The organism is Haemophilus haemolyticus (assembly GCF_003352385.1).
GTDB lineage: Bacteria > Pseudomonadota > Gammaproteobacteria > Enterobacterales > Pasteurellaceae > Haemophilus > Haemophilus haemolyticus_I.
On record NZ_CP031243.1, the window covers coordinates 133,724 to 157,390 of the forward strand.

The 23,667-nt window shown below is 38.9% G+C and carries 19 protein-coding genes and 1 pseudogene; 6 read left to right on the forward strand and 14 right to left on the reverse strand.

Annotated features, from left to right (window positions below; translation table 11 throughout):
• Positions 1-28: 28 nt before the first annotated feature.
• The 8 genes from DV428_RS00750 to DV428_RS00785 all read right to left on the reverse strand — a co-directional run bounded on the left by DV428_RS00750 (position 29) and on the right by DV428_RS00785 (position 8,538).
• The gene (locus DV428_RS00750) at positions 29-1,699 is read right to left on the reverse strand and encodes a fructose-specific PTS transporter subunit EIIC (RefSeq protein ID WP_114908330.1); all 1,671 of its coding nucleotides are present in this window, start codon (positions 1,697-1,699) and stop codon (positions 29-31) included.
• A 1-nt stretch (position 1,700) separates the two neighbouring features.
• A complete protein-coding gene (gene fruK / locus DV428_RS00755; RefSeq protein ID WP_114908331.1) occupies positions 1,701-2,642 on the reverse strand; it encodes a 1-phosphofructokinase in 942 nt (313 codons plus the stop codon).
• 1 nt (position 2,643) lies between these two features.
• A complete protein-coding gene (gene fruB, locus DV428_RS00760; RefSeq protein ID WP_114908332.1) occupies positions 2,644-4,143 on the reverse strand; it encodes a fused PTS fructose transporter subunit IIA/HPr protein in 1,500 nt (499 codons plus the stop codon).
• A 71-nt stretch (positions 4,144-4,214) separates the two neighbouring features.
• On the reverse strand, positions 4,215-4,745 hold the full coding sequence (locus DV428_RS00765) for a hypothetical protein (RefSeq protein WP_162790755.1): 531 nt from the start codon (positions 4,743-4,745) through the stop codon (positions 4,215-4,217).
• A 72-nt stretch (positions 4,746-4,817) separates the two neighbouring features.
• Positions 4,818-6,116, reverse strand: a complete 1,299-nt coding sequence (paeA, locus tag DV428_RS00770; protein ID WP_114908333.1) for a polyamine export protein PaeA — start codon at positions 6,114-6,116, stop codon at positions 4,818-4,820.
• Between the two features lie 50 nt (positions 6,117-6,166).
• Entirely contained in the window at positions 6,167-6,691 is a 525-nt protein-coding gene (locus DV428_RS00775) for a DUF1523 family protein (protein WP_114908334.1), read from the reverse strand.
• Between the two features lie 26 nt (positions 6,692-6,717).
• Positions 6,718-7,500 (reverse strand): YchF/TatD family DNA exonuclease, encoded by a 783-nt coding sequence (locus DV428_RS00780; RefSeq protein ID WP_114908335.1) that lies wholly within the window; start codon positions 7,498-7,500, stop codon positions 6,718-6,720.
• 54 nt (positions 7,501-7,554) lie between these two features.
• The gene (locus DV428_RS00785) at positions 7,555-8,538 is read right to left on the reverse strand and encodes a DNA polymerase III subunit delta' (RefSeq protein WP_114908336.1); all 984 of its coding nucleotides are present in this window, start codon (positions 8,536-8,538) and stop codon (positions 7,555-7,557) included.
• A 198-nt stretch (positions 8,539-8,736) separates the two neighbouring features.
• Here DV428_RS00785 and las point away from each other — a divergent pair, with 198 nt between their 5' ends.
• Positions 8,737-10,746 (forward strand): phase-variable autotransporter Las, encoded by a 2,010-nt coding sequence (las, locus tag DV428_RS00790; RefSeq protein WP_114908337.1) that lies wholly within the window; start codon positions 8,737-8,739, stop codon positions 10,744-10,746.
• Positions 10,747-11,382: 636 nt separating this feature from the next.
• On the opposite strand, the gene tmk is transcribed toward las, so the two are convergent.
• The 4 genes from tmk to pyrR form a co-directional block, all read right to left on the reverse strand.
• Positions 11,383-12,015: a dTMP kinase gene (tmk, locus tag DV428_RS00795; protein ID WP_162790756.1), complete on the reverse strand. Its 633-nt coding sequence runs from the start codon at positions 12,013-12,015 to the stop codon at positions 11,383-11,385.
• A gap of 16 nt (positions 12,016-12,031) precedes the next feature.
• Entirely contained in the window at positions 12,032-13,078 is a 1,047-nt protein-coding gene (mltG, locus tag DV428_RS00800; protein ID WP_114908339.1) for an endolytic transglycosylase MltG, read from the reverse strand.
• A gap of 70 nt (positions 13,079-13,148) precedes the next feature.
• Positions 13,149-14,084, reverse strand: a complete 936-nt coding sequence (locus DV428_RS00805) for a peptidylprolyl isomerase (RefSeq protein ID WP_162790757.1) — start codon at positions 14,082-14,084, stop codon at positions 13,149-13,151.
• Positions 14,085-14,159: 75 nt separating this feature from the next.
• Complete coding sequence (pyrR, locus tag DV428_RS00810; protein ID WP_046950471.1) at positions 14,160-14,699, reverse strand: bifunctional pyr operon transcriptional regulator/uracil phosphoribosyltransferase PyrR; 540 nt, start codon at positions 14,697-14,699, stop codon at positions 14,160-14,162.
• Between the two features lie 131 nt (positions 14,700-14,830).
• Here pyrR and mazG point away from each other — a divergent pair, with 131 nt between their 5' ends.
• Positions 14,831-15,622 carry a nucleoside triphosphate pyrophosphohydrolase gene (gene mazG / locus DV428_RS00815; protein WP_114908341.1) on the forward strand — a complete coding sequence of 264 codons (792 nt, stop codon included), beginning with the start codon at positions 14,831-14,833 and terminating at the stop codon, positions 15,620-15,622.
• Positions 15,623-15,670: 48 nt separating this feature from the next.
• On the opposite strand, the gene DV428_RS00820 is transcribed toward mazG, so the two are convergent.
• Positions 15,671-16,546: a VirK/YbjX family protein gene (locus tag DV428_RS00820; RefSeq protein ID WP_114908342.1), complete on the reverse strand. Its 876-nt coding sequence runs from the start codon at positions 16,544-16,546 to the stop codon at positions 15,671-15,673.
• A 189-nt stretch (positions 16,547-16,735) separates the two neighbouring features.
• Between DV428_RS00820 and lon the strand changes: the two genes are divergently transcribed.
• From lon to serA, 4 genes are all read left to right on the forward strand, one after another.
• Complete coding sequence (gene lon / locus DV428_RS00825) at positions 16,736-19,150, forward strand: endopeptidase La (RefSeq protein WP_114908343.1); 2,415 nt, start codon at positions 16,736-16,738, stop codon at positions 19,148-19,150.
• Positions 19,151-19,284: 134 nt separating this feature from the next.
• Entirely contained in the window at positions 19,285-20,436 is a 1,152-nt protein-coding gene (gene hemW / locus DV428_RS00830; RefSeq protein WP_114908344.1) for a radical SAM family heme chaperone HemW, read from the forward strand.
• Between the two features lie 102 nt (positions 20,437-20,538).
• Positions 20,539-21,198, forward strand: a complete 660-nt coding sequence (gene rpiA, locus DV428_RS00835; RefSeq protein ID WP_114908345.1) for a ribose-5-phosphate isomerase RpiA — start codon at positions 20,539-20,541, stop codon at positions 21,196-21,198.
• Positions 21,199-21,227: 29 nt separating this feature from the next.
• Positions 21,228-22,460 carry a phosphoglycerate dehydrogenase gene (gene serA / locus DV428_RS00840; protein WP_114908346.1) on the forward strand — a complete coding sequence of 411 codons (1,233 nt, stop codon included), beginning with the start codon at positions 21,228-21,230 and terminating at the stop codon, positions 22,458-22,460.
• A gap of 218 nt (positions 22,461-22,678) precedes the next feature.
• Here the strand turns inward: serA and DV428_RS00845 are convergent.
• A pseudogene (locus DV428_RS00845) lies at positions 22,679-23,329 on the reverse strand (IS1595 family transposase).
• Positions 23,330-23,667 lie beyond the last annotated feature (338 nt).

The following is a 23,667-nucleotide window of genomic DNA, read 5'->3' on the forward strand; positions in this document are numbered from 1 at the left end:
TCGGCTTTTTTACATTCAAAGTGCGGTATTATTCCGCATTGTTTTTCGATTTAATAATGGCGTAAACCACACCTGTTGATAAAGCACCAATCGCAATTGCACCAAGATATTTCAACGGCTCAGATACAAATGGAATTACAAATAACCCGCCGTGTGGAGCTTGTAATGTAATATTTAATCCCATTGAAATCGCACCAGCCACCGCACCACCAATCACAGAACTAATAATGACTCGAATTGGATCTGCTGCCACAAATGGTAATGCACCTTCGGAAATAAAACATAAACCAAGAACGAATGATGCTTTCCCCGCATCGCGTTGGCTAACGGTGAATTTATTGCGAGCAATCCAAGTCGCCACTGTCATACCAATTGGTGGAACCATACCAGCGGCCATTGCCGCAGCCATTGGCGTATAAACTTGGGATGCAATCAATCCAACAGAAAAGGTGTATGCTGCTTTATTTACCGGCCCGCCCATATCGATACACATCATTGCACCGATAATTGCGCCTAACACAATCGCATTCACTTCGCCCATTGAAGTAAGCCAATTACTTAGCTCTTTCATAATTTCAGCAACTGGTGGATTGATGAGGTAAATCATCGTCAAACCAACGATCATTGAACCTAAGAGCGGTAAAATTAAAATCGGTTTTAATGAAGTCAGGCTTGCTGGCAATCGAATAATCACATTTAGCCCTTTCACCACATAGCCCGCTAAGAAACCTGCAATAATACCGCCAAGAATCCCTGCGCCCGCTTCACTTGCCAGCATCCCAGCAATCAAACCAACTGCAAGTCCTGGACGATCCGCGATAGAAAATGCAACGTAACCGGCAAACACGGCAATCATTAACTTGAACGCCACACCACTACCGATATTCATCAACATATTTGGAAGATCTTGCAAAATCCCAGTATTTTCAATTACATTGAAACTGAACATAAAGGAAATCGCAATCAACAATCCACCCGCAACCACTAACGGTAACATATGAGAAACACCAGTCATTAAGTGTTTGTACACACCTTTTTTCTCACGGCTTTCTTCTTTCGATTCCGCATTATTTCCACCATCAAAAATTTTGGCTTCTTTAAATGCTTTATCAAATTCTTGCTCGGTTTTCTTTAAGGCTAATCCTGTTGAAGTGCGGTACATTGGTTTACCTTTAAATTTATCTAAAGGCACATCAATATCTGCTGCAACAAATACCAAATCAGCCGCCGCGACTTCTTCTGCAGTAATTTCATTACCAGCCCCAACTTGACCTCGGGTTTCAACTTTTATATTCCAACCTTGTTTTTTCGCATAGGCTTCAATCGCTTCGGCTGACATAAACGTATGTGCAACGCCAGTTGGACAAGCAGTTACCGCAACAATATTTTTTACACCAGAAACACCTGTAAAACTCACCGCACTTTTCGGTGCAACATAATCTGCCCCATTGGCTAAGGCATTTGCCAGCGTGACTTCAGGTGAAATCATGGCGATAGCTTCGCCGATAATAAAGACTTTTTTACCGACTAAAGCGGGGTTATTTGGTAAGACAGAACCAAATACGAGAACAAGATCTGCTTCGGCTGGTGTTTCTACAATAGAAACATTCGCTTTTTGCGCAGCTGCTCGAAAAACTTCATGTAATAAATAGGCTTTCGCATCGCCTACATTAGCTGATTGGGTTAAAAATAACTTCATACTATCCTTCAATCATCGTTATTTGTACTTTTTCTAAAATGGAGTCAAGTAAACTCAAATCACTCACACCGACATTACTTTGAGACACCGCAAAAGCGGACACAGCCGTAGCAAAAGCTAGGGTTTCTGCTTTAGATAAACCTTTTTCAAAACCATAAATTAAGCCTGCTACCATTGAATCCCCTGCCCCAACGGTACTCACTACATTTTCACATTTTGGTGGTTCGGCTTTGAGCACACCTTCATTATTAATCCATAAAGAACCTTTTGCGCCCATTGAAATAATCACGTTTTCAATGCCTTCCGCTTTGAGTTGCTGTGCAACGGAAATAATGTCTTCAAAACGATTTAATGGATGACCAATCCAAGCCTCAAGTTCTCGATGATTGGGTTTTACTAGCCAAGGTTTCGCTTTTAATCCCGCGGTGAGCGCAGCATTGCTACTATCAAGCACAACTTTTACGCCAGCTTGGTGAAGCTGATTTAACCAATCAGCAAATAATTCAGGAGACACACCTCGAGGTAAACTGCCACACACTGCGACAATGTCATAATTTAAACAATAAGCCAAAGAATCCGTCACAAATTGTTGCCAAACTTGTGGGCTTATTTGATATCCCAAGAAATTTAAATCTGTCACATCCGCTTCAGTCTCGGTAATTTTTACATTGATACGCGTTTTGCCATCAACACGGTGGAATTTATCTTCCAAACCGTGCTTATTAAACATTTGCTCGAAATCAGCTGAATTATCCTTGCCCAAGAAACCGCCTACTGCAACAGCAACGCCTAAATCTTTTAGCACTTTTGCGACATTAATGCCTTTCCCAGCAGGAAATAAACCTAGAGTTTCTACGGTATTTACTTCACCAAGTTGGATACGATTTAAACGCCCGACTAAATCATAGGCGGCATTTAAAGTAATTGTTACGACGCTTGCCATACTATTCCCCTAAACCCGATTCAATCACAGCACCTATTCCGTCAATAGCTTGTTGCGCTTCATCGCCCGTCGCAACAAAACGTAAACGAGTCCCTTTCACTACGCCTAATGCCACAATTTTCATTAAGCTTTTAGCGCTCACTAATTGAGAATTACGATCAAGATTTTGAACCGCCACAGAGGCATTATATTTTTTCACTTCGTTTACCAACACTGCACTTGGGCGAGCATGCAAACCGTGTTCGTTCTTAATCACAAACACTGCCTCAATGGCATTTGCCGGCAAGTTATTATCTTCGCTTACCGCTGGTGCGTGAATTTGTTCTCCCATAATCTCAATGGTGTCAGGTTCAGATGGTGGCACTGCAGAAACATTCTCGCCCAAGCCATCGGCAATCACTTTGCCCAATGCTTCAATAGCTTGTTTTGCATCTTCCCCTTCTGCCACAAAACGTAAACGATGACCTTGTGTTACACCAAGCGCAACAATCTTCATCAAGCTTTTTGCGCTGACGACTTCACTTTCACGAGTAAGATTTTGCACGGTAATTTTCGACGTGAATTTTTTCACTTCATTAACCAAATTTGCACTTGGACGGGCATGTAAACCATGTTCATTACGAATTGTAAAGGTTCCTACAACGGCACCCTCTACAGATTGAATTTCAACATCACTCGATACCCCCAAAAGTGCGGTCAAAATGTCTGTTGAATTACCATTGAGCAAGGTTGTTTGAACGTCATCATCTAATAAACGCACCAAAGTTGGATTAATTTGATCACTGACGGCTGCAACAGTTATCACGCCTTTTACCGCTTTGCCATTGTGGCTAAAAATCGTTTTGGCACGACTAAATGCTAAGGCATTTTTCACATTTCCTACGACAGAATCCGTTACCCATAACCCTTTGCCAAGCGGTAATGCCACATTATTTATCACTTCAGAAATAAAGCGATTTTCCACCGCACTTTGCACCTGCAATTGCCCCGCATTAATCGCGACTAAAGTTAATAAACTTTGGGTATCTACATCTAAACTGATATTAGCATCAGGAATTTCAAATGGTTCGATAGTTTCACCCATTAAAATCGCACGAAATTCAGCAATATCAGTGATTTTTGCTAATCTCGCTGCGGTATCTTCATCACTCAAAACGTGAGTAAGTTGGCGCAATAAAGACAAGTGCTCATCAGATCGCGCCGCAATACCAATTACGACATAAGCAATATTTCCCTCACCCCATTCTATGCCTTGAGGAAATTGAAACACTTGCACACCCGTTTTCTTTACCATCGAACGAGTATCCAAGGTGCCATGAGGAATAGCGATGCCATTGCCTAAAAAAGTTGAGGTTTGCTGTTCACGCGCTAGCATTCCTTGTAAGTAACCATTTTCCACATTGTCTGCTTGAACTAATGCGGACGCTGCCATTTCAATCGCTTGTTGTTTATCAGCTGCGTTAGCATTTAAATGAATGTTGCTTTCCGAAAGTTCTAACATTCTTGCTCCTTAATAATTTAAAAATAAAGCTGCTGATGAAATAAATCGACCAGCAGCTTGTTGAAAAACAATTATTTAGATGTGCAGGCTTTCAGCAGTGCTTCACTACCTTGCGCAATATATTCATCATTTTCACCGCGCTCTTTGCCTTTTTGTAAGTCACGCATCGCATCATAAATACCTTGAGTCATGCTTTGCGAATCCACTTTTTCCCAACAATTTGCACTCAAACGTTTAAGGTTCGCTTGCAATGCTTCCGCATGTAACACGCCGCTATAATAAGCATATACATCAGAATCATGGCCGCCAGTATAAAGTTTATCCTGAATTTGTTTCACAGGAACTAAAATACGACCTAAATACCAATCATTGGCACCACTTGCAAAATTATCTACAAAGAAATTTTCATTCACGCGACCTTTATATGTCGCCACTGTCGCTTCATAAGCTGCTGCATAGGATTTCTGATCGATTTTATCTTTATCTAAATCAATCACTTTTTTATCGTTCCCCATAAATGGAATATAGTTGGTAACCGATGACCAAGAAGAACAACCTGCCAACATTAACGTAAAAAATAAAACAGAGATTTTTTTAAACATAGTCATACCTGATTAAAGTTAATAAAACGCTGCCATTATACTGGCTGAAGGGGATTAAAGAAAGGGCGGTAATTATTCCGCCTCTTTTACTAAAGACACCAAAATCTGGTCGATTTTAAAGTTTTCCGTATCAATCACTTCAAACTTGTATTTTCCGTAAATCACAGAATCGGTTTTTTTCGGGATTTTACGTAGCATATACATCATAAAGCCACTGATGGTTTCGTAATTTTCTTCATCAGGGAAAGATTCAATATCTAACACTCGTGTCACATCCTCTAATGGCGTTGCGCCATCAATAAGCCATGAATTTTCATCACGACTAACAATATATTCTTCTTCGTTAGAAACCAATTCCCCCATAACAATACTCATCACATCATTTAGCGTAACAATACCAACTACAAGAGCGTATTCATTTACAATAATCGCAAAATCTTCACCAGTAGATTTAAACAATTCCAACACCTCGTAAAGAGAAAGTGTATCAGGCACAAATAATGCTTTACGGAGTAGTTTGGGATCAGTGAGAACCACATTTTCATTCTGCAAATACATGGTTAGTAACGTATGGGATTCGACATAACCTAAGATTTTGTCGAGGCTATTGTCACAAATCACGATTTTAGAATGAGAATCACGAGAAAGCGTATCCATGACTTCTTGGCGAGAAAAAGTGCGGTCTAAATACACGATATTTTCACGCGTAGTCATGGTGGAAGTCACTGTACGGGATTGCATATCAAAAATATTTTCGATGAGATAATGCTCTTGAGTTTTCAATACACCAGCCTCTGCGCCCGCTTCTACTACGGCGAAAATATCTTCAGATGTCATGCCATCTTCACGCACAGTGGAAATACGAAGTAAGCGGAAAAATACATTAGCAAGCGTATCAAAAAACCACACAAGTGGCTTAAAGACAAACATACTGAAATTCATAATGCCGACAACGCGCAACGCCACCATTTCAGGATAAGTAATGGCAATACGTTTTGGAATAAGATCAGCAAATAAGATAAAGAAACAAGTAACCAATACAAACGCGATTGTAGAAGCGGTTGGTTCAATCCAATCGCCCACAAAAGAGCGGCTTAAAATTTCCGCGATATAAGGGCTTAGTGCACTTTCACCAATTCCCCCGCCAAGAATCGCCACCATATTCAAACCAATTTGAACCACGGTAATAAAACGACCAGGATGCTCTTGTAATTTAAGCACTTGAAGCGCGCGCACATCTCCTTCATTAGCTAGAGTTTGTAGTTTCAATTTACGCGAACCCGCCAGTGAAATTTCTGCAGAAGAAACAACTGCACTAATTAGAATTAAGGCAATAATCGCCAAAATAGTATGAAATAATTCCATAATCATTACTCAAAAATATGAAAGAAAACGACCGCACTTTGCGGCCGTTCAGGATATTACTCTTCGCTGTCAAACCAGCCGCGAACAAATTGAATAGACAAGAATAAAGTAGCTAACAGGAATGCATAGAAAATCCAAGAAACGATTGGATGACTTGACGTGTCATCAGCAGTCATTTCTTTAATTGAGGTTGCATTGCGATATTCATCCATCATCGTAATACGCCAACCATAGTATTTAATTTGTACAAGTTTGTTGTCATTACCCAAAGCCTGCGCTTCAGCCTGTAAATTGGCTGATCCAAATTTGAAGTAGAATGGGAACCCCCAACGTGTATCTTCATTGCGATACACCATAATTTTGCCATCGTCATTTTGCGTATTGATGTAATACACATCACGTGTTGGGCCATCAGCTGGATTCGATTTTGTGATGGGACCATCTTTATCAACACGTTTAACTTCTACGCCAGTAACACGCGTCACATCGTAATGAGGAAATACATAATTCACTACGGAAAACATAAAACCGTGGAATAAAAAAACAACAATAAATAAGAAATATTTAAAAAACTTTCGCATACTTTTTCCTTGTCAGAACTGTGCATTTATTCTACACGAATTTTAAATAAACGCTCGAAATTTTGCGTAGTGATTCGAGCAAATGCCTCGGCAGAAACGCCCTTTAAGGTTGCCACATATTCACATACTTCTCTCGTATAAGCCGGTTGGTTTTCTTTTCCTCGATAAGGCACTGGTGCAAGATAAGGCGAGTCCGTTTCCACCAATAAGCGATCCATTGGTACATAACGAATAACCTCACGAATCGCTTCGGCATTTTTAAAGGTGACAATGCCAGAACAAGAAATGTAAAAGCCTAAATCCAACGCTTTTTTCGCAAATTCCATAGTTTCCGTAAAACAATGAATAACGCCACCGCACTTTTCAGCATGGTGTTGGCGTAACATTGAAATAGTATCATCACCTGCAGAACGTGTATGAATAATTACAGGCTTATCTAACTGGTTTGCAATATCGATTTGGCTACCAAACACCGCTTGTTGATCCGATTTATTGTCCGCGCTGTAATAATAATCTAATCCAATTTCGCCAATCGCAATCACTTTCGGATCTTGCGCCAAACGCAATAAGCGTTCTGCGTCATAAGGTTCCTCTTCAAAATCCAGTGGGTGAACACCGCAAGCAAGCGAGACATTATTAAATTCGCGTAAAGATTCATAAGCCTGTTCAAAACGGCTTAAGGTTACACCAATCGCGAGCAAATGTTTCACATCGCGCGCGCGCGCTTTTTCCACCACATCTGCGATATTTTTATGTAAATTTTCATAATCCAACGCATCTAAATGACAGTGGGAATCAACAATGAACATAATTATTTTTCCTTATGCCTAAGGCTTGAACGCCATAGGCGATATATCTTTAATTTATTGCGTTTCAAATACTTCTGTGACTAATCGCGTCAAACCATCTAATAGCATCAATTCAACATTCACACCATTAATTGTAAGCAAATCTGACCGCACTTTTTGCATAATTTTGATTGCTTGTAATAAACCAAGAGCGGTTTGCTCATCGCTGAATTGTTCGATGCCACGGCCAAGATCGGCAACTTGTCGATGACTGTCAATTTCAAGTCTATGTTTTAAACAATCGGAAAGAAAAGCCAAAATCCAATCCACTTGCTGAACATAGCGTTCTTTGTCAAACAACGGAAGCAATTCCAATGGCGAACGTCGGCGATAGAACACCCAAAATTGACGTAAGAAGTTTTTACGCTGTTCAATCAGCCCTTGTTGTAACGTTTCTAAGGCAAAAAGCGGACGCCCAAGATTCATCGCAAGTGCGGTCAAAATTTCCTGATTTTCAGCCGCACTTTCTAATTTCAACCAATCAACAGCCATTTGTTCATTAGGCACGGACAAATTCCACACTTGGCATCGACTGTAAATAGTTGCTAATAAACTTGCTGAACTATCCGTTTGAAGCAAAAAATAAGTATTTGGACGAGGCTCTTCCAATGTTTTCAATAACGCATTGGCAGCCGCTTCCGTTAAACGTTCCGCTCCTTGCACATACACCACTTTATTGCCGTTTTGTTGTGCGTGCTGCGCAACCATTTCATTAATGTCGCGTACTTGATCGACGCCAATATCTTTACCGTCAATCGGGCTTAGTTCGTGATAATCTGGATGGCTATGGGCTTGCATTAAATGACAAGAATGGCATTGACCACAAGGTTTATCGCCTTGAGCCACACACATTATTTTCTGTGCAAGTGCATTAAATAAACTTTCTACACCTAAACCAGAATCAGCTTTAATCAGCACAGCATGATGCCCCAAACCTTCGTCAAAGGTTTGAGCAATTTGATGATAAATTGGCATTAGCCAAGGGTAAAGAGCGGTCATTTTTCCAAAAATTTTTGAGAATAACGAGAGCAATTATACACATTTTCAAACTGGCTTGACAAAATAGCAAAAAGCAAACGTTTACTTTTAATAAATAAGAAATAAATAGAGAAAATTTGAACCAAATGGCATTTTTTGTTCAGTTTTATGCTAAAATCCGCGCCCTATTTATTTTTACTTGACAAAAGAAAGCTTATTATGGAACTCAAAGCAAGCAAAGGTTTAATTTTTTTCTTGATTACATTTAGTTTATTTATCCCTCGTTTTAGCTTTGCATATCCTGAATTTCTTGGAAAATATTGGAATGAGCGGGGAATTCAGTATCTTGGAGAGGGAAGTGGTGCTTCCGTATTCTATTCATTAAAAGATATGCTCGATCGAGGTTCTGTAGCTTGGCGTCCTATTCCTAAACAAATTATTGATTATATAAAAAATTCTGAGGCCTGTTATTTCTCCTCTTTACCTGATAATCCTAAAGATGGTTGTGAACTATTCAGCAGTAATACTTACGAAAGAAAAGGGTACTTTACAGATTTAGTGGAGAATAAATATGGAGCAGAACAAGAAGGGGAGTGGTATGATTTTAATGCACCATATGCGAAACATTTTCTTCACCCCTTCCGAGAAGATATTCCTTTTTATAGTGAAAGTGAAAAGCGGTATAATTTACCCGTTTTGTATCAATCTTATCTATATGATAACGATGAAGCAGGAAAAACAAGCCGACCATTAAATGCGTTAATCAATAACAGGGTATATGATTTTAATGTACTTGCTATTGACAACTATCGATTTAAGTTTCCAGGTGAAACAAGAGGATTGACTCTCACTGTGAAAAACCAAAGTGAAGTACGCGGTGCCACCCTTCAGTTATTAAAAATGGTTTTACAAGATTCTCTTTGGGAACCGCGTTTTGATTCCGATGTATATAACTTAGAGACACAAAATGCCAATATTCGCTTTAATAGCACAAACACAAGATTAACCGTGCATGAGAATTACCAGGGAGACGGCTCTCACTTTTTTATTAAATTTGATCCCAAAGAAGCAACTAAACCTGTTTTAACTTTTGATAAAAATGTGACAGGAACGTCTAACATTGTTTTTGAAAAGCCAATAGACGATTTAAAAAGCCTAGATGGACATCAAATTATCAAAGTAAACGGCACAGCAGATAAACACGCATTCCGTCTTTCTGGCAAACATCAAAAGGGAATTTATACGCTCTCTTTACAACAACGCCAAGATGGCTTTTTTACCAAAGTACAAGAACGCGATGATATTGCGATTTATGCACAACAGGCTCAAGCCGCCAATACTTTATTCAACCTACGTTTGAACGACAAAAATAGCGATATTTTTGACCGCACTTTACCACGCAAAGGCTTGTGGGTGCGTTTAATTAGCGGTCACTTAAGTCAAGATGTTCAAGGCAAGACCGCACCAGTAGAAGGAAATCGTAAAGGCATACAACTTGGTGGCGATGTTTTCTCCTTACAGAATCAAGACTACCAACTTTCCTTTGGTTTAATGGGTGGACAAGCAGAACAACGTAGTACTTTTCGTAATCCAGATACAGACAATCTTACAACAGGAAATATGAAAGGCCTTGGTGCGGGCATTTATGCCACTTGGCATCAACTTCAGGACAAACAGACAGGTGCGTATGTTGATAGCTGGATGCAATATCAACGTTTCCGCCATAACATCAATAGTGAAGAGGGGGTAGAACGCTTTACTTCAAAAGGTATCACTGCCTCAATTGAAGCAGGTTACAATGCTTTATTAGCAGAACACTTAACAGGGAAAGGGACTCAAATTCGTTTTTACCTACAACCACAGGCACAACTGACTTATTTGGGTGTAAATGGCGGCTTAACCGATAGTGGCAATAGTAAAATGAATTTACTTGGCTCTCGCCAATTACAAACTCGAGTTGGCGCACAAGCTAAAGCGCAATTTACTTTCACTAATGGTGTCATTTTCCAACCATTTGTTGCTGTCAATTCAATTTACCAACAAAAACCTTTCGGCGTGGAAATAGACGGTGAACGTCGAGTGATAGACAATAAAAATACGCTTGAAAGTCAATTAGGCGTTGCGGTAAAAATTAAATCTCACTTAACTTTACAAGCAACATTCAATCGCCAAACAAGCAAGCATCATCAAGCTAAACAAGGTGCGTTGAATTTACAGTGGACGTTTTAAGTTTAGTAGTAACAAAATAAAATCGGCAGGGAAATTCACTGCCGATTTTTTTATTTTAAAAGAGCGGTTATTTTTCGTGTAATTTCCACCAATTTTTTACCGAATTTTCAATTCCAGCCAATGTAGGGTGGGCGTAAGCCCACGCGTATTATTAATAATATTCTTTTTTTCGTGGGCTTACGCCCACCCTACGGGCTTAACCTTACACGCTACATTCAATCATCAAACAAGCAAGCATCATCACGCTAAACAAGGTGCGCTGAATTTACAGTGGATGTTTTAAGTTAAATAGTAAAAAATAAAATCGGCAGGAAAATTTCTGCCGATTTTTTATTTTAAAAGTGTGGTCATTTTTCGTTTGATTTCCACCAATTTTTAACCGCTCTTTCAATTCCAGCTAATGTAGCCAATGTAGGGTGGGCGTAAGCCCACGCGTATTATTAATAATATTCTTTTTTTCGTGGGCTTACGCCTACCCTACGGGCTTAACCTTACAAGCAACATTCAATCGCCAAACAAGCAAGCATCATCACGCTAAACAAGATGCGTTGAATTTAAAGTGGACGTTTTAAGTTTAGTAGTAACAAAAAAAATCGGCAGGAAAATTTCTGCCGATTTTTTATTTTAAAAGTGCGGTCATTTTTCGTTTGATTTCCACCAATTTTTTACCGCGCTTTCGATATCAGCTTGCACAAGTTCAATTCTCTGCTCAGCATTAATCATCACTGCTTTTGGATTATCTTTTACTAATTCTAAATAGCGTGCTCGAGTGCGATGGAAAAAATCTAAATCCATTTGCTCAATACGGTCTAACTCGCCACGTCCACGAGCTCGCGCTAAACCGACAATCGGATCTATATCCAAATAAATTATGAGATCTGGCTCAAAATCACCTAATACGGTTTCTTTCAAGGTGAGCATAAAATGCGGGGCTAATTGACGTCCCCCCCCTTGATATGCCTGAGATGACATATCGTGACGATCGCCCACTACCCATTTCCCTTGCATTAAGGCAGGTTTAATCACATTTTCCACCAACTGAATACGCGCTGCATAAAGCATTAATAACTCTGCTTTCGCTGTCACAGGTTCTTCGGTTTCATGTTTGATGAGATGACGTAATTTCTCTGCCAATGGTGTTCCGCCCGGTTCGCGAGTAAACACCACATCTTTAATACCGAGTTCATGCAAGACTCGCACAACAGACTGATGAGCGGAACTTTTCCCCGCACCTTCCAAACCTTCAATGACAATAAACTTTCCTTTCATATTTTCTTCCGCACTTTTATTTGGCATTTTTCTGACTGCGATACCAACGTAAATATTCTTGTACCGCTTTATTATGTTCATTCAAATTTCGGGTAAATTTATGGCCGCCATTTCCATCGGCAACAAAATAATAAAAGTCTGTTTTTGCTGGATGCGCAACAGCTTGTAAAGCACTCTCACTCACCATCGCAATTGGTGTTGGTGGTAGCCCCTCAATCATATAGGTATTGTAAGGGGTTATCGTTTCCAAATCTTTCTTACGAATATTACCGGTATAACTCTCACCCATTCCATAAATCACGGTTGGGTCAGTTTGTAGTTTCATATTGGCTCTTAAGCGATTAATAAATACGGAAGCCACTTGTGGGCGCTCCGCCGCAATCCCCGTTTCTTTCTCCACAATAGAAGCCAAAATCAGCATCTGATACGGATCCGCTAATGGGAGGTTTTCATCACGTTCATTCCACGCTTTATCTAAGGCTTTTTGTAGACGAGTCGTTGAACGTTTTAATAATTCAAGATCTGTTGAGTTTGGCGTGTAATTATAGGTATCTGGATACAACCACCCATCCATGTTATTCCATTCGTAAACGGCTTTTGCAATGGCTGGAATATCCAATAACGCCATAATTTCTTTATCACTTTTACCTTGCAAGGTTTGTTTTAAGTGCGGTGCGTTTTCAAGGTTTTTACGCCATTCCTTGAACGTTTTACCTTCAATAAACTTCACACTAAATTGCGCTTCCTTGCCGGAATTAATGATATCCAATAAATCTTGCAACGTTTTCACACCCTCAAGAGAATAAGTTCCTGCTTTTATTTTATTTAGCTCAGGTTTCAACTTCAGTAAATAAGGTAATAATTTCCCATCATCAATTAACTTTTCTTGCTCAAAAAGTGCGGCTAATTTTGAACCTGTTGTGCCACGTTCAATAGTTAAAAGCTGATCTGCCTGCACATTTACTGGTGTTTTGACAAATTCAGTAATTTTGTAATAAGCAAAACTTGCCACGCCCGCTAAAATCAAAATTAAAAGTAAAATCGCAATTAAAAATTTCTTCATAAGCTATAAGAAAGAGAAAATAAAAAACAACAAAAGGGGCAATTAAAGCCCCTTTCTTTTTGATACTTTGTTATTTATTAAAATACTGAATATTCGCTCTTTTACGCAATGCCTTTACCCAATCCTTTGTCGCATCTTGTAATTGAGTGTTCACTAAACGTTCATATGCTTTTTGTGTGTAGGCTTCTGTAGTAAGATCGCCATCACGTGTGCCAGTTACTTCCAAAATATGCCAACCGAACTCGGTTTTAAATGGTTCAGAAATCACACCTTGTTTACTTTTCACAACGGTTTGCGCAAACTGTGGTGCATAAGTTTCTGGGAACGCATAACCTAAACTCCCACCATTTGCACCTGATAAATAATCTTTAGAGTACTTTAATGCGGCATCAGCGAAAGTTGTTTTACCTGCAATAATATCAGAACGAATTTTAGCTAATTGTTTTTTTGCTTGAGCATCATTTAACAATGGATTAAGTTTTAACAAAATGTGACGCACTTCGTATTCTTTACCTGTAACTTTTTGTGCGGTGCCTTGTGATTTTGCCTCATCCAACATTTTTTGACCAAGTGCAACCACTTCTTCACGCGTCACATCAATACTTTCTTGAATAGCTTTGTTACGTACAGCCCCCATCACCATTTGATTGGCAATTTGCTGACGGAATGTATTTAATGAGATGCCTTGATAATCCAGTGCATCTAAAAATTGACCATAAGTTAAGCCATTTCTAGCTGCAGTGTCTTCCACAATATGATCAATTTCACGCGGATCAATTTTTACACCTGATTCTTGAATTGCTTTCTGCACTAAAATATCATCAATAATTTTATCAAGTGCGCTTTGGCGATTGCCTTTTTTGCCCATATTGGCACGTACTTGACTTTCTAATACAGGAATACCATCCACTGTCGCTACGACACGTTCCTCAGCTTGTGCCATAGAAGAAAAAGCGACACATCCCAAAGCAACCAATAAAAAAGATCTTAAAACAAATTTTTTCATTTTCATCTCATCCAAAAAGAGTCAATAACGTTGGTTAGAGTAACAATTCTACTGAAGGTTCACAATAGGCAAAATTTATTTCCCTAAGATAGCAACTTCGTAACAGCCATCTTGTTTTTCAGTACGAACTTGTACAAGTTCATCACGGCTTGTTGGCACATTTTTACCTACGTAATCAGCGCGAATGGGTAATTCACGATGGCCACGATCAACAAAAATCACTAATTCAATTTTTGCAGCACGACCAAAATCAGTAAGTGCATCCATTGCCGCTCGAATGGTTCGACCAGTAAACAGCACATCATCAACCAAAATGACGGTTTTATCTTGAATATTCAAATATTGTGATGAACCACTATAAACTGGCATTTTATCTTCCTGATCAACTAAAGTTAAATCATCGCGATAAAAGGTGATATCCAGTTCCATTGAAGGTAAATTTATACCACTTAACTCTTCAACTCGACGTTGTAATAATTCGGCAATTTCCGCACCACGGCGTTTAATCCCAACAATAACAAGATCATCCAAAGATTGATGCTTTTCAATAATTTCGTGAGAAATACGCGAAATCGTGCGAAGAAAACGATCATGGTCGATAATAATTTTTTCCATTTTTCCCAGCTTTATCAATAATGTTTTAATGCGCAAAGTATAAAGAAAATACGCCTAAAAAGCGATGGTATTTGCACCATTTTTATCCTTCGTTATACTATCCAAAACATTCCATCAAAGGAAATAAAATTATGCGCTACTCCATTCAAGATTTCATCCAACTCATTGCCCAACTTCGTAATCCAAATGGCGGATGCCCTTGGGATTTAAAACAAAATTATGAATCCATGATTCCCTGCTTAACGGAAGAAACTTACGAAGTAATTGAAGCGATTGAGAAAAAAGATATACCAAATTTACGCGAAGAATTAGGAGATTTATTGTTACAAGTCGTTTTCTTCAGCCAGCTTGCTACGGAAGATAAATACTTTACTTTTGATGATGTATTGCAAGATGTTGCTGAAAAAATTGTGCGCCGTCATCCCCACGTTTTTGGTGATGCAAAAGCGGGGGACGAAACAGAAGCCCTTTCCCGTTGGAACGAAATGAAAGCCAAAGAAAAACAAGGTAAAAGTGAAGAAACCTCTATTTTAGATAATGTGCCCCGTGCTTTACCTTCTCTTACGCGAGCAGTAAAATTACAAAAACGTTGTTCAAAAGTAGGATTTGATTGGGAAGAAATTTCACCCGTATTTGACAAAGTGCGGGAAGAATTAGAAGAAGTTCAAGCTGAAACTAACCGCACTTCGATTGAACAAAATAAAGTGGAAGAGGAAATGGGTGATTTATTGTTCTCAACCGTCAATCTTGCTCGCCACTTAAAATGTGATCCTGAAGATGCATTACGGAAAGCGAATTTAAAATTTGAACGTCGTTTTCGAGCAGTAGAACAAGCGGTTCAACAACAAGGTAAGCAAGTTAATGATGTGCCACTTATTGAGTTAGATTTGTTGTGGGATGAAGTGAAAAAACAAGAAAATTAATTGAGAAGTGCGGTAAAAATTTCTCTCATTTTTACCGCACTTTCTTCGTTAAAGTTGCTGAATATCCAATGCCATTTGGTCTAACATTTCATAACGTTTACGATACATAGAACGTTTTTTACTTGCGATATCTTCTAACTGTTTGCGTTCAATATGCAAAGGTAATTGCCAATAATTATGGCGATATTCTCCTTGGTTTTCTTGCCAAAATTCATCGTAATTAAACAAAATCTTACTGCGCGCAGAAAGACGATATTTTCCTTGCGCTTTGTGTGGAATGCCCACTAACTCACATTGCCATTTTTCAGCAAGCATTTTGAACGCATTGACTAACAGAAACATTGGACGCATACCGTGCAATGCTTTTGTCGCTTGTTTTATAAGCTCTTGAGCATTGTCACTTGAGGGGCCTTGAATCGAGGCGATAAGCAATTTATTCGGGCTTAAAAAAGTGAAAGATGCATCATATACTCGCTCATCATGTTGATTACGAATATTAATAGAAAAATACCCTTCAAAGGGATCGATATGATTGATACTCAAAGATAAACGCAAATCATCTGTTAATTGTGTTAACACGATATTTTGCTGATCCAATAATTGTTGGCAAAGCGAACGTCCCATTTTTTCTTCTGCCAAACGTAAATTCTCCGTAATCACCGTTAAACGTTCTGACGCAGAAAAGCGTTTATCGCAAAAAGTTGTCAACACGGTGTTTACACGATAATAATCTTGTGTAAATAAAGGCTGCCATTGAATTTCTGTATTAAGATAATCCACTAATTGGCTACATTGCTTTTGATACAACCATTTATAGCCATAATAACGTAATTTTTCCCGCACTTGTTTGAGAAAAGGGCGATCCTTGGAATAAGGATACATTTGAACGTAAGTGGGGAAAATAAAATTATTTTTCGTGGACATAACTCAATATTTTGTGAAATTTAATAAAATTGTCAGCCATTTTAGCGATTATCACTGCATTTGCCAAAATTCTTTTTTGTTTAAAACCAACTTTATAACTCAGATTTTGTTATAATCTTTTCCTTGAATTCCTTTTTCCCTACCCCAATATTTACCCAAATTATCGGAAAGAATTAAGAGAGATAAATTATGGCGAAGAATACCCAACGTACGATGCCCGTATTGCCATTACGCGACGTCGTCGTTTTCCCTTATATGGTGATGCCACTTTTTGTAGGGCGTGCAAAATCAATTAATGCCCTTGAAGAAGCGATGAACGATGATAAACAACTTCTTTTGGTATCTCAAAGAGAAGCAGATTTGGAAGAACCTACCCCTGAAGATTTATTTGATGTGGGTACCATTGCTAACATTATTCAGTTACTAAAATTACCTGATGGCACAGTGAAAGTGCTAGTTGAAGGTCAAAATCGCGCGAAAATTAACAGCCTTGAAGATGGCGAAAAATGCTTTTCCGCAAAAATTACCCCTATCGAAACCACTTATGGTGATGAGAAAGAGTTAGATGTTGCGAAAAAAGCGGTACTTTCTGAATTCGAAAATTATCTCACCTTAAATAAAAAAATCCCTGCAGATGTATTAAATGCACTTCATCGTCTTGGTGATGCAGATCGCTTATCTGACACAATGGCTGCTCATTTACCAGTAAGTGTTCGCCATAAACAAAGTATCTTGGAACTTGCTAACGTACAAGACCGACTAGAATATCTGCTTGGTATGATGGAATCAGAAGCAGACATTCTTCAAGTTGAAAAACGCATTCGCGGTCGTGTAAAAAAACAAATGGAGAAAAGCCAGCGTAACTATTATCTAAGCGAGCAAATTAAAGCTATTCGTAAAGAAATGGATAGTGGCGAAAATGAAGACACAATTGATGAAGTTGAACAACTTCGTCAAAAAGTAGAAGCAGCAGGCATGCCCGCAGAAGTACGCGACAAAGTGGAAAATGAGTTACAAAAACTCAAAATGATGTCAGCCATGTCTTCTGAAGCAACCGTTGTTCGTAGCTACATTGAGTGGATGATCCAAGTGCCTTGGCATCAACGTTCTAAAGTGAAAAAAGACATTTCGAAAGCACAACAAGTATTAGATTCCGATCACTATGGTTTAGAACGAGTGAAAGAACGTATTCTTGAATATCTTGCAGTACAAGCTCGCTTAAACAAAGTGAAAGGACCCATTCTTTGCTTAGTTGGCCCTCCAGGCGTAGGTAAAACCTCTCTTGGTCAGTCTATTGCCAATGCCACTGGTCGTAAATATGTACGCATGGCATTAGGCGGTGTTCGCGATGAGGCAGAAATCCGTGGTCACCGTAAAACCTATATTGGTGCATTGCCAGGCAAATTGATTCAAAAAATGGCAAAAGTGGGGGTGAAAAATCCATTATTCTTGCTTGATGAAATCGACAAAATGGCATCCGATATGCGAGGTGACCCAGCATCAGCATTGCTTGAAGTATTAGACCCTGAGCAAAACACCACGTTTAACGATCACTATTTAGAAGTGGATTATGATCTGTCTGATGTGATGTTTGTGGCGACATCAAACTCCATGAATATTCCAGGCCCATTATTGGATCGTATGGAAGTTATTCGTCTTTCTGGTTATACAGAAGATGAAAAACTTAATATTGCGATGCGTCATTTGTTAGCGAAACAAATTGAACGTAATGGTTTGAAGAAAGGCGAACTTACCGTCGAAGAAAGCGCAATTTTAGATATTATCCGCTATTACACGCGTGAAGCGGGTGTGCGTGGATTAGAACGTGAAATTTCAAAAATCTGCCGTAAAGCAGTAAAAAATTTATTGGTAAATCCAAAACTTAAATCTATCACGGTAAATTCAGATAATCTGCACAATTATCTTGGTGTAAAACGCTTTGAATTTGGCAAAGCAGATACACAAAACCGCATTGGTGAAGTGACCGGTCTTGCATGGACTGAAGTAGGTGGAGACTTACTCACCATTGAAACCGCCTCCGTTGTCGGTAAAGGAAAACTCACATTCACTGGCTCATTAGGCGATGTGATGAAAGAATCTATCCAAGCGGCAATGACTGTTGTACGCTCTCGTGCGGATAGATTGGGTATTAATGCTGAGTTCCACGAAAAACGTGACATTCACATTCACGTGCCAGATGGTGCAACACCAAAAGATGGCCCGAGTGCAGGTATTGCAATGTGTACTGCATTAGTTTCTTGTTTAACAGGTAATCCTGTACGTGCGGATGTAGCTATGACAGGTGAAATCAGTTTACGCGGTAAAGTATTACCAATCGGTGGATTAAAAGAAAAACTTCTTGCCGCACATCGTGGCGGAATTAAAACCGTATTAATTCCAAAAGAGAACATTAAAGATCTCGAAGAAATTCCAGAAAACGTAAAACAAAATCTTGCGATTCATGCAGTAGAAACCATTGATGAAGTTCTTGGTCTTGCGTTGGAAAATCCGCCTGAAGGCATTGAATTTGTCAAAGTTGAAGCTAAAGTGGCGAAATCACCACGCCGTAAAGCTACCAGTAAGACAACAAGAGCGGTCAATTAATTGAATGTTTTAGGGCTTGTGAAAACAGGCCCTTTTTATCAACATTCACAGTGTCAGCTAAAATTTCATATTTACACAACGTTAATTTGTACTTTTTCTAACTGTTCTCACATTTAAAACTTGTTAATAACAGCATGCTCAAACTTCCTCCACTTTCCCTTTATGTTCACATTCCATGGTGCGTTCAAAAATGCCCTTATTGTGATTTTAATTCGCACGCACAAAAAGGCGATATACCAGAACAAGACTATATTCATCACCTTCTAGAAGATCTACAAACTGATTTACAGTGCTTTAAAGATTCTATTCAACAGCGAAAACTCCATTCAATTTTTATTGGTGGTGGTACGCCAAGTTTGTTCTCGTCAGAAAGCATTGCGTATCTCTTAAAAGAAATAAAAACGCAGATTGATTTTGAAGATAATATTGAAATCACATTAGAAGCGAATCCTGGCACGGTAGAAGCTGAACGTTTTAAAGGTTATGTATCTGCAGGCGTTACGCGAATTTCTATGGGGATACAAAGTTTTAATGATGACAAATTACGGCGTCTTGGGCGAATTCATAATGCAGCGGAGGCAAAAAGTGCGGTCAATTTAGCGAAAGTTTCTGGGCTAAAAAGTTTCAATTTGGATTTAATGCACGGTTTGCCAAACCAAACTTTGGAAGAGGCCTTAGATGATCTTCACCAAGCTATTGAGCTATCTCCTCCTCACCTTTCTTGGTATCAGCTCACTATTGAGCCAAATACGATGTTTGCTTACCGCCCACCTAAATTGCCAGATGACGATGAACTTTGGGATATTTTTGAGCAAGGTCACCAACTTTTAACCGCAGCAGGCTATCAGCAATATGAAACCTCGGCTTACGCAAAAGCGGGTTTTCAATGTAAACATAATTTGAATTATTGGCGGTTTGGGGATTATTTAGCCATTGGCTGTGGCGCACATGGAAAACTGACCTTCCCAAATGGAGAAATTACCCGCTTTTCTAAAACAAAACACCCGAAAGGTTATTTGCGTGGCGAATATCTTTACGAAGAAAAAAACGTGCCAGAAATTGACCGCTCTTTTGAATTTTTCATGAATCGCTTTCGTTTGTTAGAAGCGGTGCCCAAACAAGAATTTGAAGATTACACAGGTTTATCGCAAAGTGCGGTGAAAAATCAAATTGATTTTGCCATTCAACAAAACTATATTGTGGAAAACGCTGATTCTTGGCAAATCACTGAGCATGGCAAATTATTTCTCAATGAACTATTGGAATTATTTTTAACGGAATCGTAGCTCATCTGTTAAACCTCTCATTGCTGAAAAATTACACTTGTTTATTAAATACTCTCGTAATAAAGTAACGCAATCGTTTACTTATTAAAATAAGGAAAAGAAATGAATCAATTAGAAATGAAAAAACTCGCCGCACAAGCCGCATTACAATATGTAAAAGCTGACACAATTGTTGGCGTGGGAAGCGGCTCCACGGTGAACTGCTTTATTGAGGCTTTAGGTACAATCAAAGATAAAATTCAAGGCGCAGTTGCGGCTTCAAAAGCATCAGAAGAATTATTACGTAAACAAGGTATCGAAGTATTTAATGCAAATGATGTCTCTAGCTTAGATATTTATGTGGATGGAGCAGATGAAATCAATCCACAAAAAATGATGATTAAAGGCGGCGGCGCAGCACTCACTCGTGAAAAAATCGTCGCTGCATTAGCGAAAAAATTTATTTGTATTGTGGATTCTAGTAAACAAATAGATGTGTTAGGTTCGACTTTCCCATTACCAGTTGAAGTTATTCCAATGGCTCGTTCACAAGTAGGCAGAAAATTAGCCGCACTTGGTGGCGCGCCTGAATATCGTGAAGGAGTGGTAACTGACAACGGCAATGTGATTTTAGATGTGCACAACTTCACTATTTTAAATCCAGTCGAAATGGAAAAAGAATTAAACAACGTTGCGGGTGTCGTCACTAACGGAATATTCGCGTTACGTAGCGCAGACGTTGTGATTGTCGGTACGCCTGAAGGCGCCAAAATTATTGACTAATTCATAATAAAAATCATAAGGAAGAAAACATGGCAAACAAAGTCTCTCTAGACAAATCAAAAATCAAATTTGTATTATTTGAAGGTGTGCATCAAAGCGCACTTGATACACTCCATGCGGCAGGCTATACCAATATTGATTACTATAAAAAAGCACTAGATGGTAATGAATTAAAAGAAGCCATTAAAGATGCGCACTTTATCGGCTTGCGTTCTCGCACCCATTTAACCGCAGAAATGATTGAAGCCGCACCCAAATTAATCGCAGTGGGATGTTTCTGTATTGGCACCAACCAAGTGGATCTAAATGCGGCAAAAGCGCGTGGAATTCCTGTATTTAATGCCCCATTTTCAAACACTCGTTCCGTCGCAGAACTTGTATTAGGCGAGATTTTATTACTTATGCGCAATGTGCCGCAGGCTAATGCCGAAGTACATCGTGGCGTCTGGAATAAATCAGCGGCGGGAGCTCATGAAGTGCGGGGTAAAAAACTAGGAATTATTGGCTACGGCCACATAGGCTCACAGTTAAGTATTATTGCTGAATCATTAGGCATGGATGTATATTTCTACGATATTGAAAATAAACTTCCGCTTGGCAATGCCAAACAGGTTCGTAGCCTTGAAGAATTACTCAGTTCTTGCGATGTGGTTTCATTACATGTTCCAGAGCTGCCATCTACCAAAAACTTAATGAACGCAGCACGTATCGCACAATTAAAACAAGGGGCAATTTTGATCAATGCTGCGCGTGGCACAGTGGTAGATATTGATGCTCTCGCTCAAGCCTTAAAAGACGGGAAAATTCACGGTGCCGCAATTGATGTATTCCCAATTGAACCTGCGTCAATTAATGAAGAATTTGTCTCACCGTTACGCGAATTTGATAATGTGATTTTAACTCCACATATCGGTGGCTCAACAGCAGAAGCACAGGAAAATATCGGTTTTGAAGTGGCTGGCAAATTTGTTAAATATTCAGACAATGGCTCAACGCTTTCTTCGGTAAACTTCCCAGAAGTATCTTTACCAGAACATGAGGGAACAAAACGCTTATTACATATTCACGAAAATCGTCCCGGTGTATTGAATAAACTGAACCAAATTTTCGTCGAAGCCAACCTCAATATTGCCGCGCAATATTTACAAACTGACCCGAAAATTGGTTATGTTGTCGTTGATGTAGAAACGAATGATGCATCGCCATTACTGACGAAATTGAAGGAAATCGATGGCACAATTCGTGCTCGGGTACTTTACTAAATGACAATTCGTACGTAAAACAAGAGGTTTTTATCCCCCTATAAGGGACTATACTTCACAAGCCTCTCTTGGGGCTTGTGAAAACTGACAATCCCCGCCCTTGATTCCCACTTAAAAGGAGCTACATATTCTTTCATTAAGAAATTATCTTATGTGGGTATTTGCATAAGGAAAAAATATTTGGTAGAAATGATTTAGGGGGCTGACGTAGATTAGCCCTAAATACCACACCATTTTCTCAATATTTTAAGCTGTTCTTTTGGTACTCCAAAGTTAAACCGAAATTCACATTCCTTCAAGAATAAAGGAAAGTTTTTTCGGTCGATTCCATTATATTTTCGGAGGATTCTCTTCGCCTGACTCCAGAAATTTTCTATTCCATTTATATGGTTTTGTTTCTCCGCAAGTTCGGAATGATTGATTCGTTCGTGGTGAAATTTGCTCACATCAAGGGCATCGTAGCCTCGATAAGTATCGGTATAAACCCAGCTGTCAGGCTTGATTTTCCTCACAATAACAGGCATTAATGTCTCTGTTTTGGTATTTTCTACCACGACTGTAAATACTTTTCCTTGTCGCTTTAACAAACCGAATACGGCAACTTTTCCTGCTGCGCCTCGACCTCGTTTTCCTTTACGATGACCGCTAAAATAGCTTTCATCAAGCTCAATTTGATCATCAAAAACCTCATCGGCTTCAAGGGCTAAATGATAGCTAATGACTTTAGGAATTTTTCGGAAAAACAAAATTGCTGAATTGGCTTTGATACCGAGTAAATCAGCCTCTGCTCGGGCTGTAATTTCTAATACAAAAAATTAAAGGAGCTTATTTTGTATATATTTCTTTAATTTAGAATAAGTTATCTTCATTTTATAGACTGGTACACTTGCTAATCTACATCAGCCCCAAATATCTACTAAATGTATCAAAAAATATTAAAATTTGAATTTTAAATAATTTTCACACTTTATATATTATTCGATATCTTTTTATAATCAATCTTAATTAAATCTAAATAAAGGACTAATTATGTTAAAAAATTTAATTGAGTCATGCTAATAAAAAGCAGAAAAAAATCACTCATTGAACTAAGCTGACTCTGTAGATTTTGAAAAATTGAAAGATTTAATTAAACAATTAGGTGATGAAATCAGTGAAGCCGAAAAGCATTCCTGTAATCTATCCACTCACTATTCTAACTAATAAA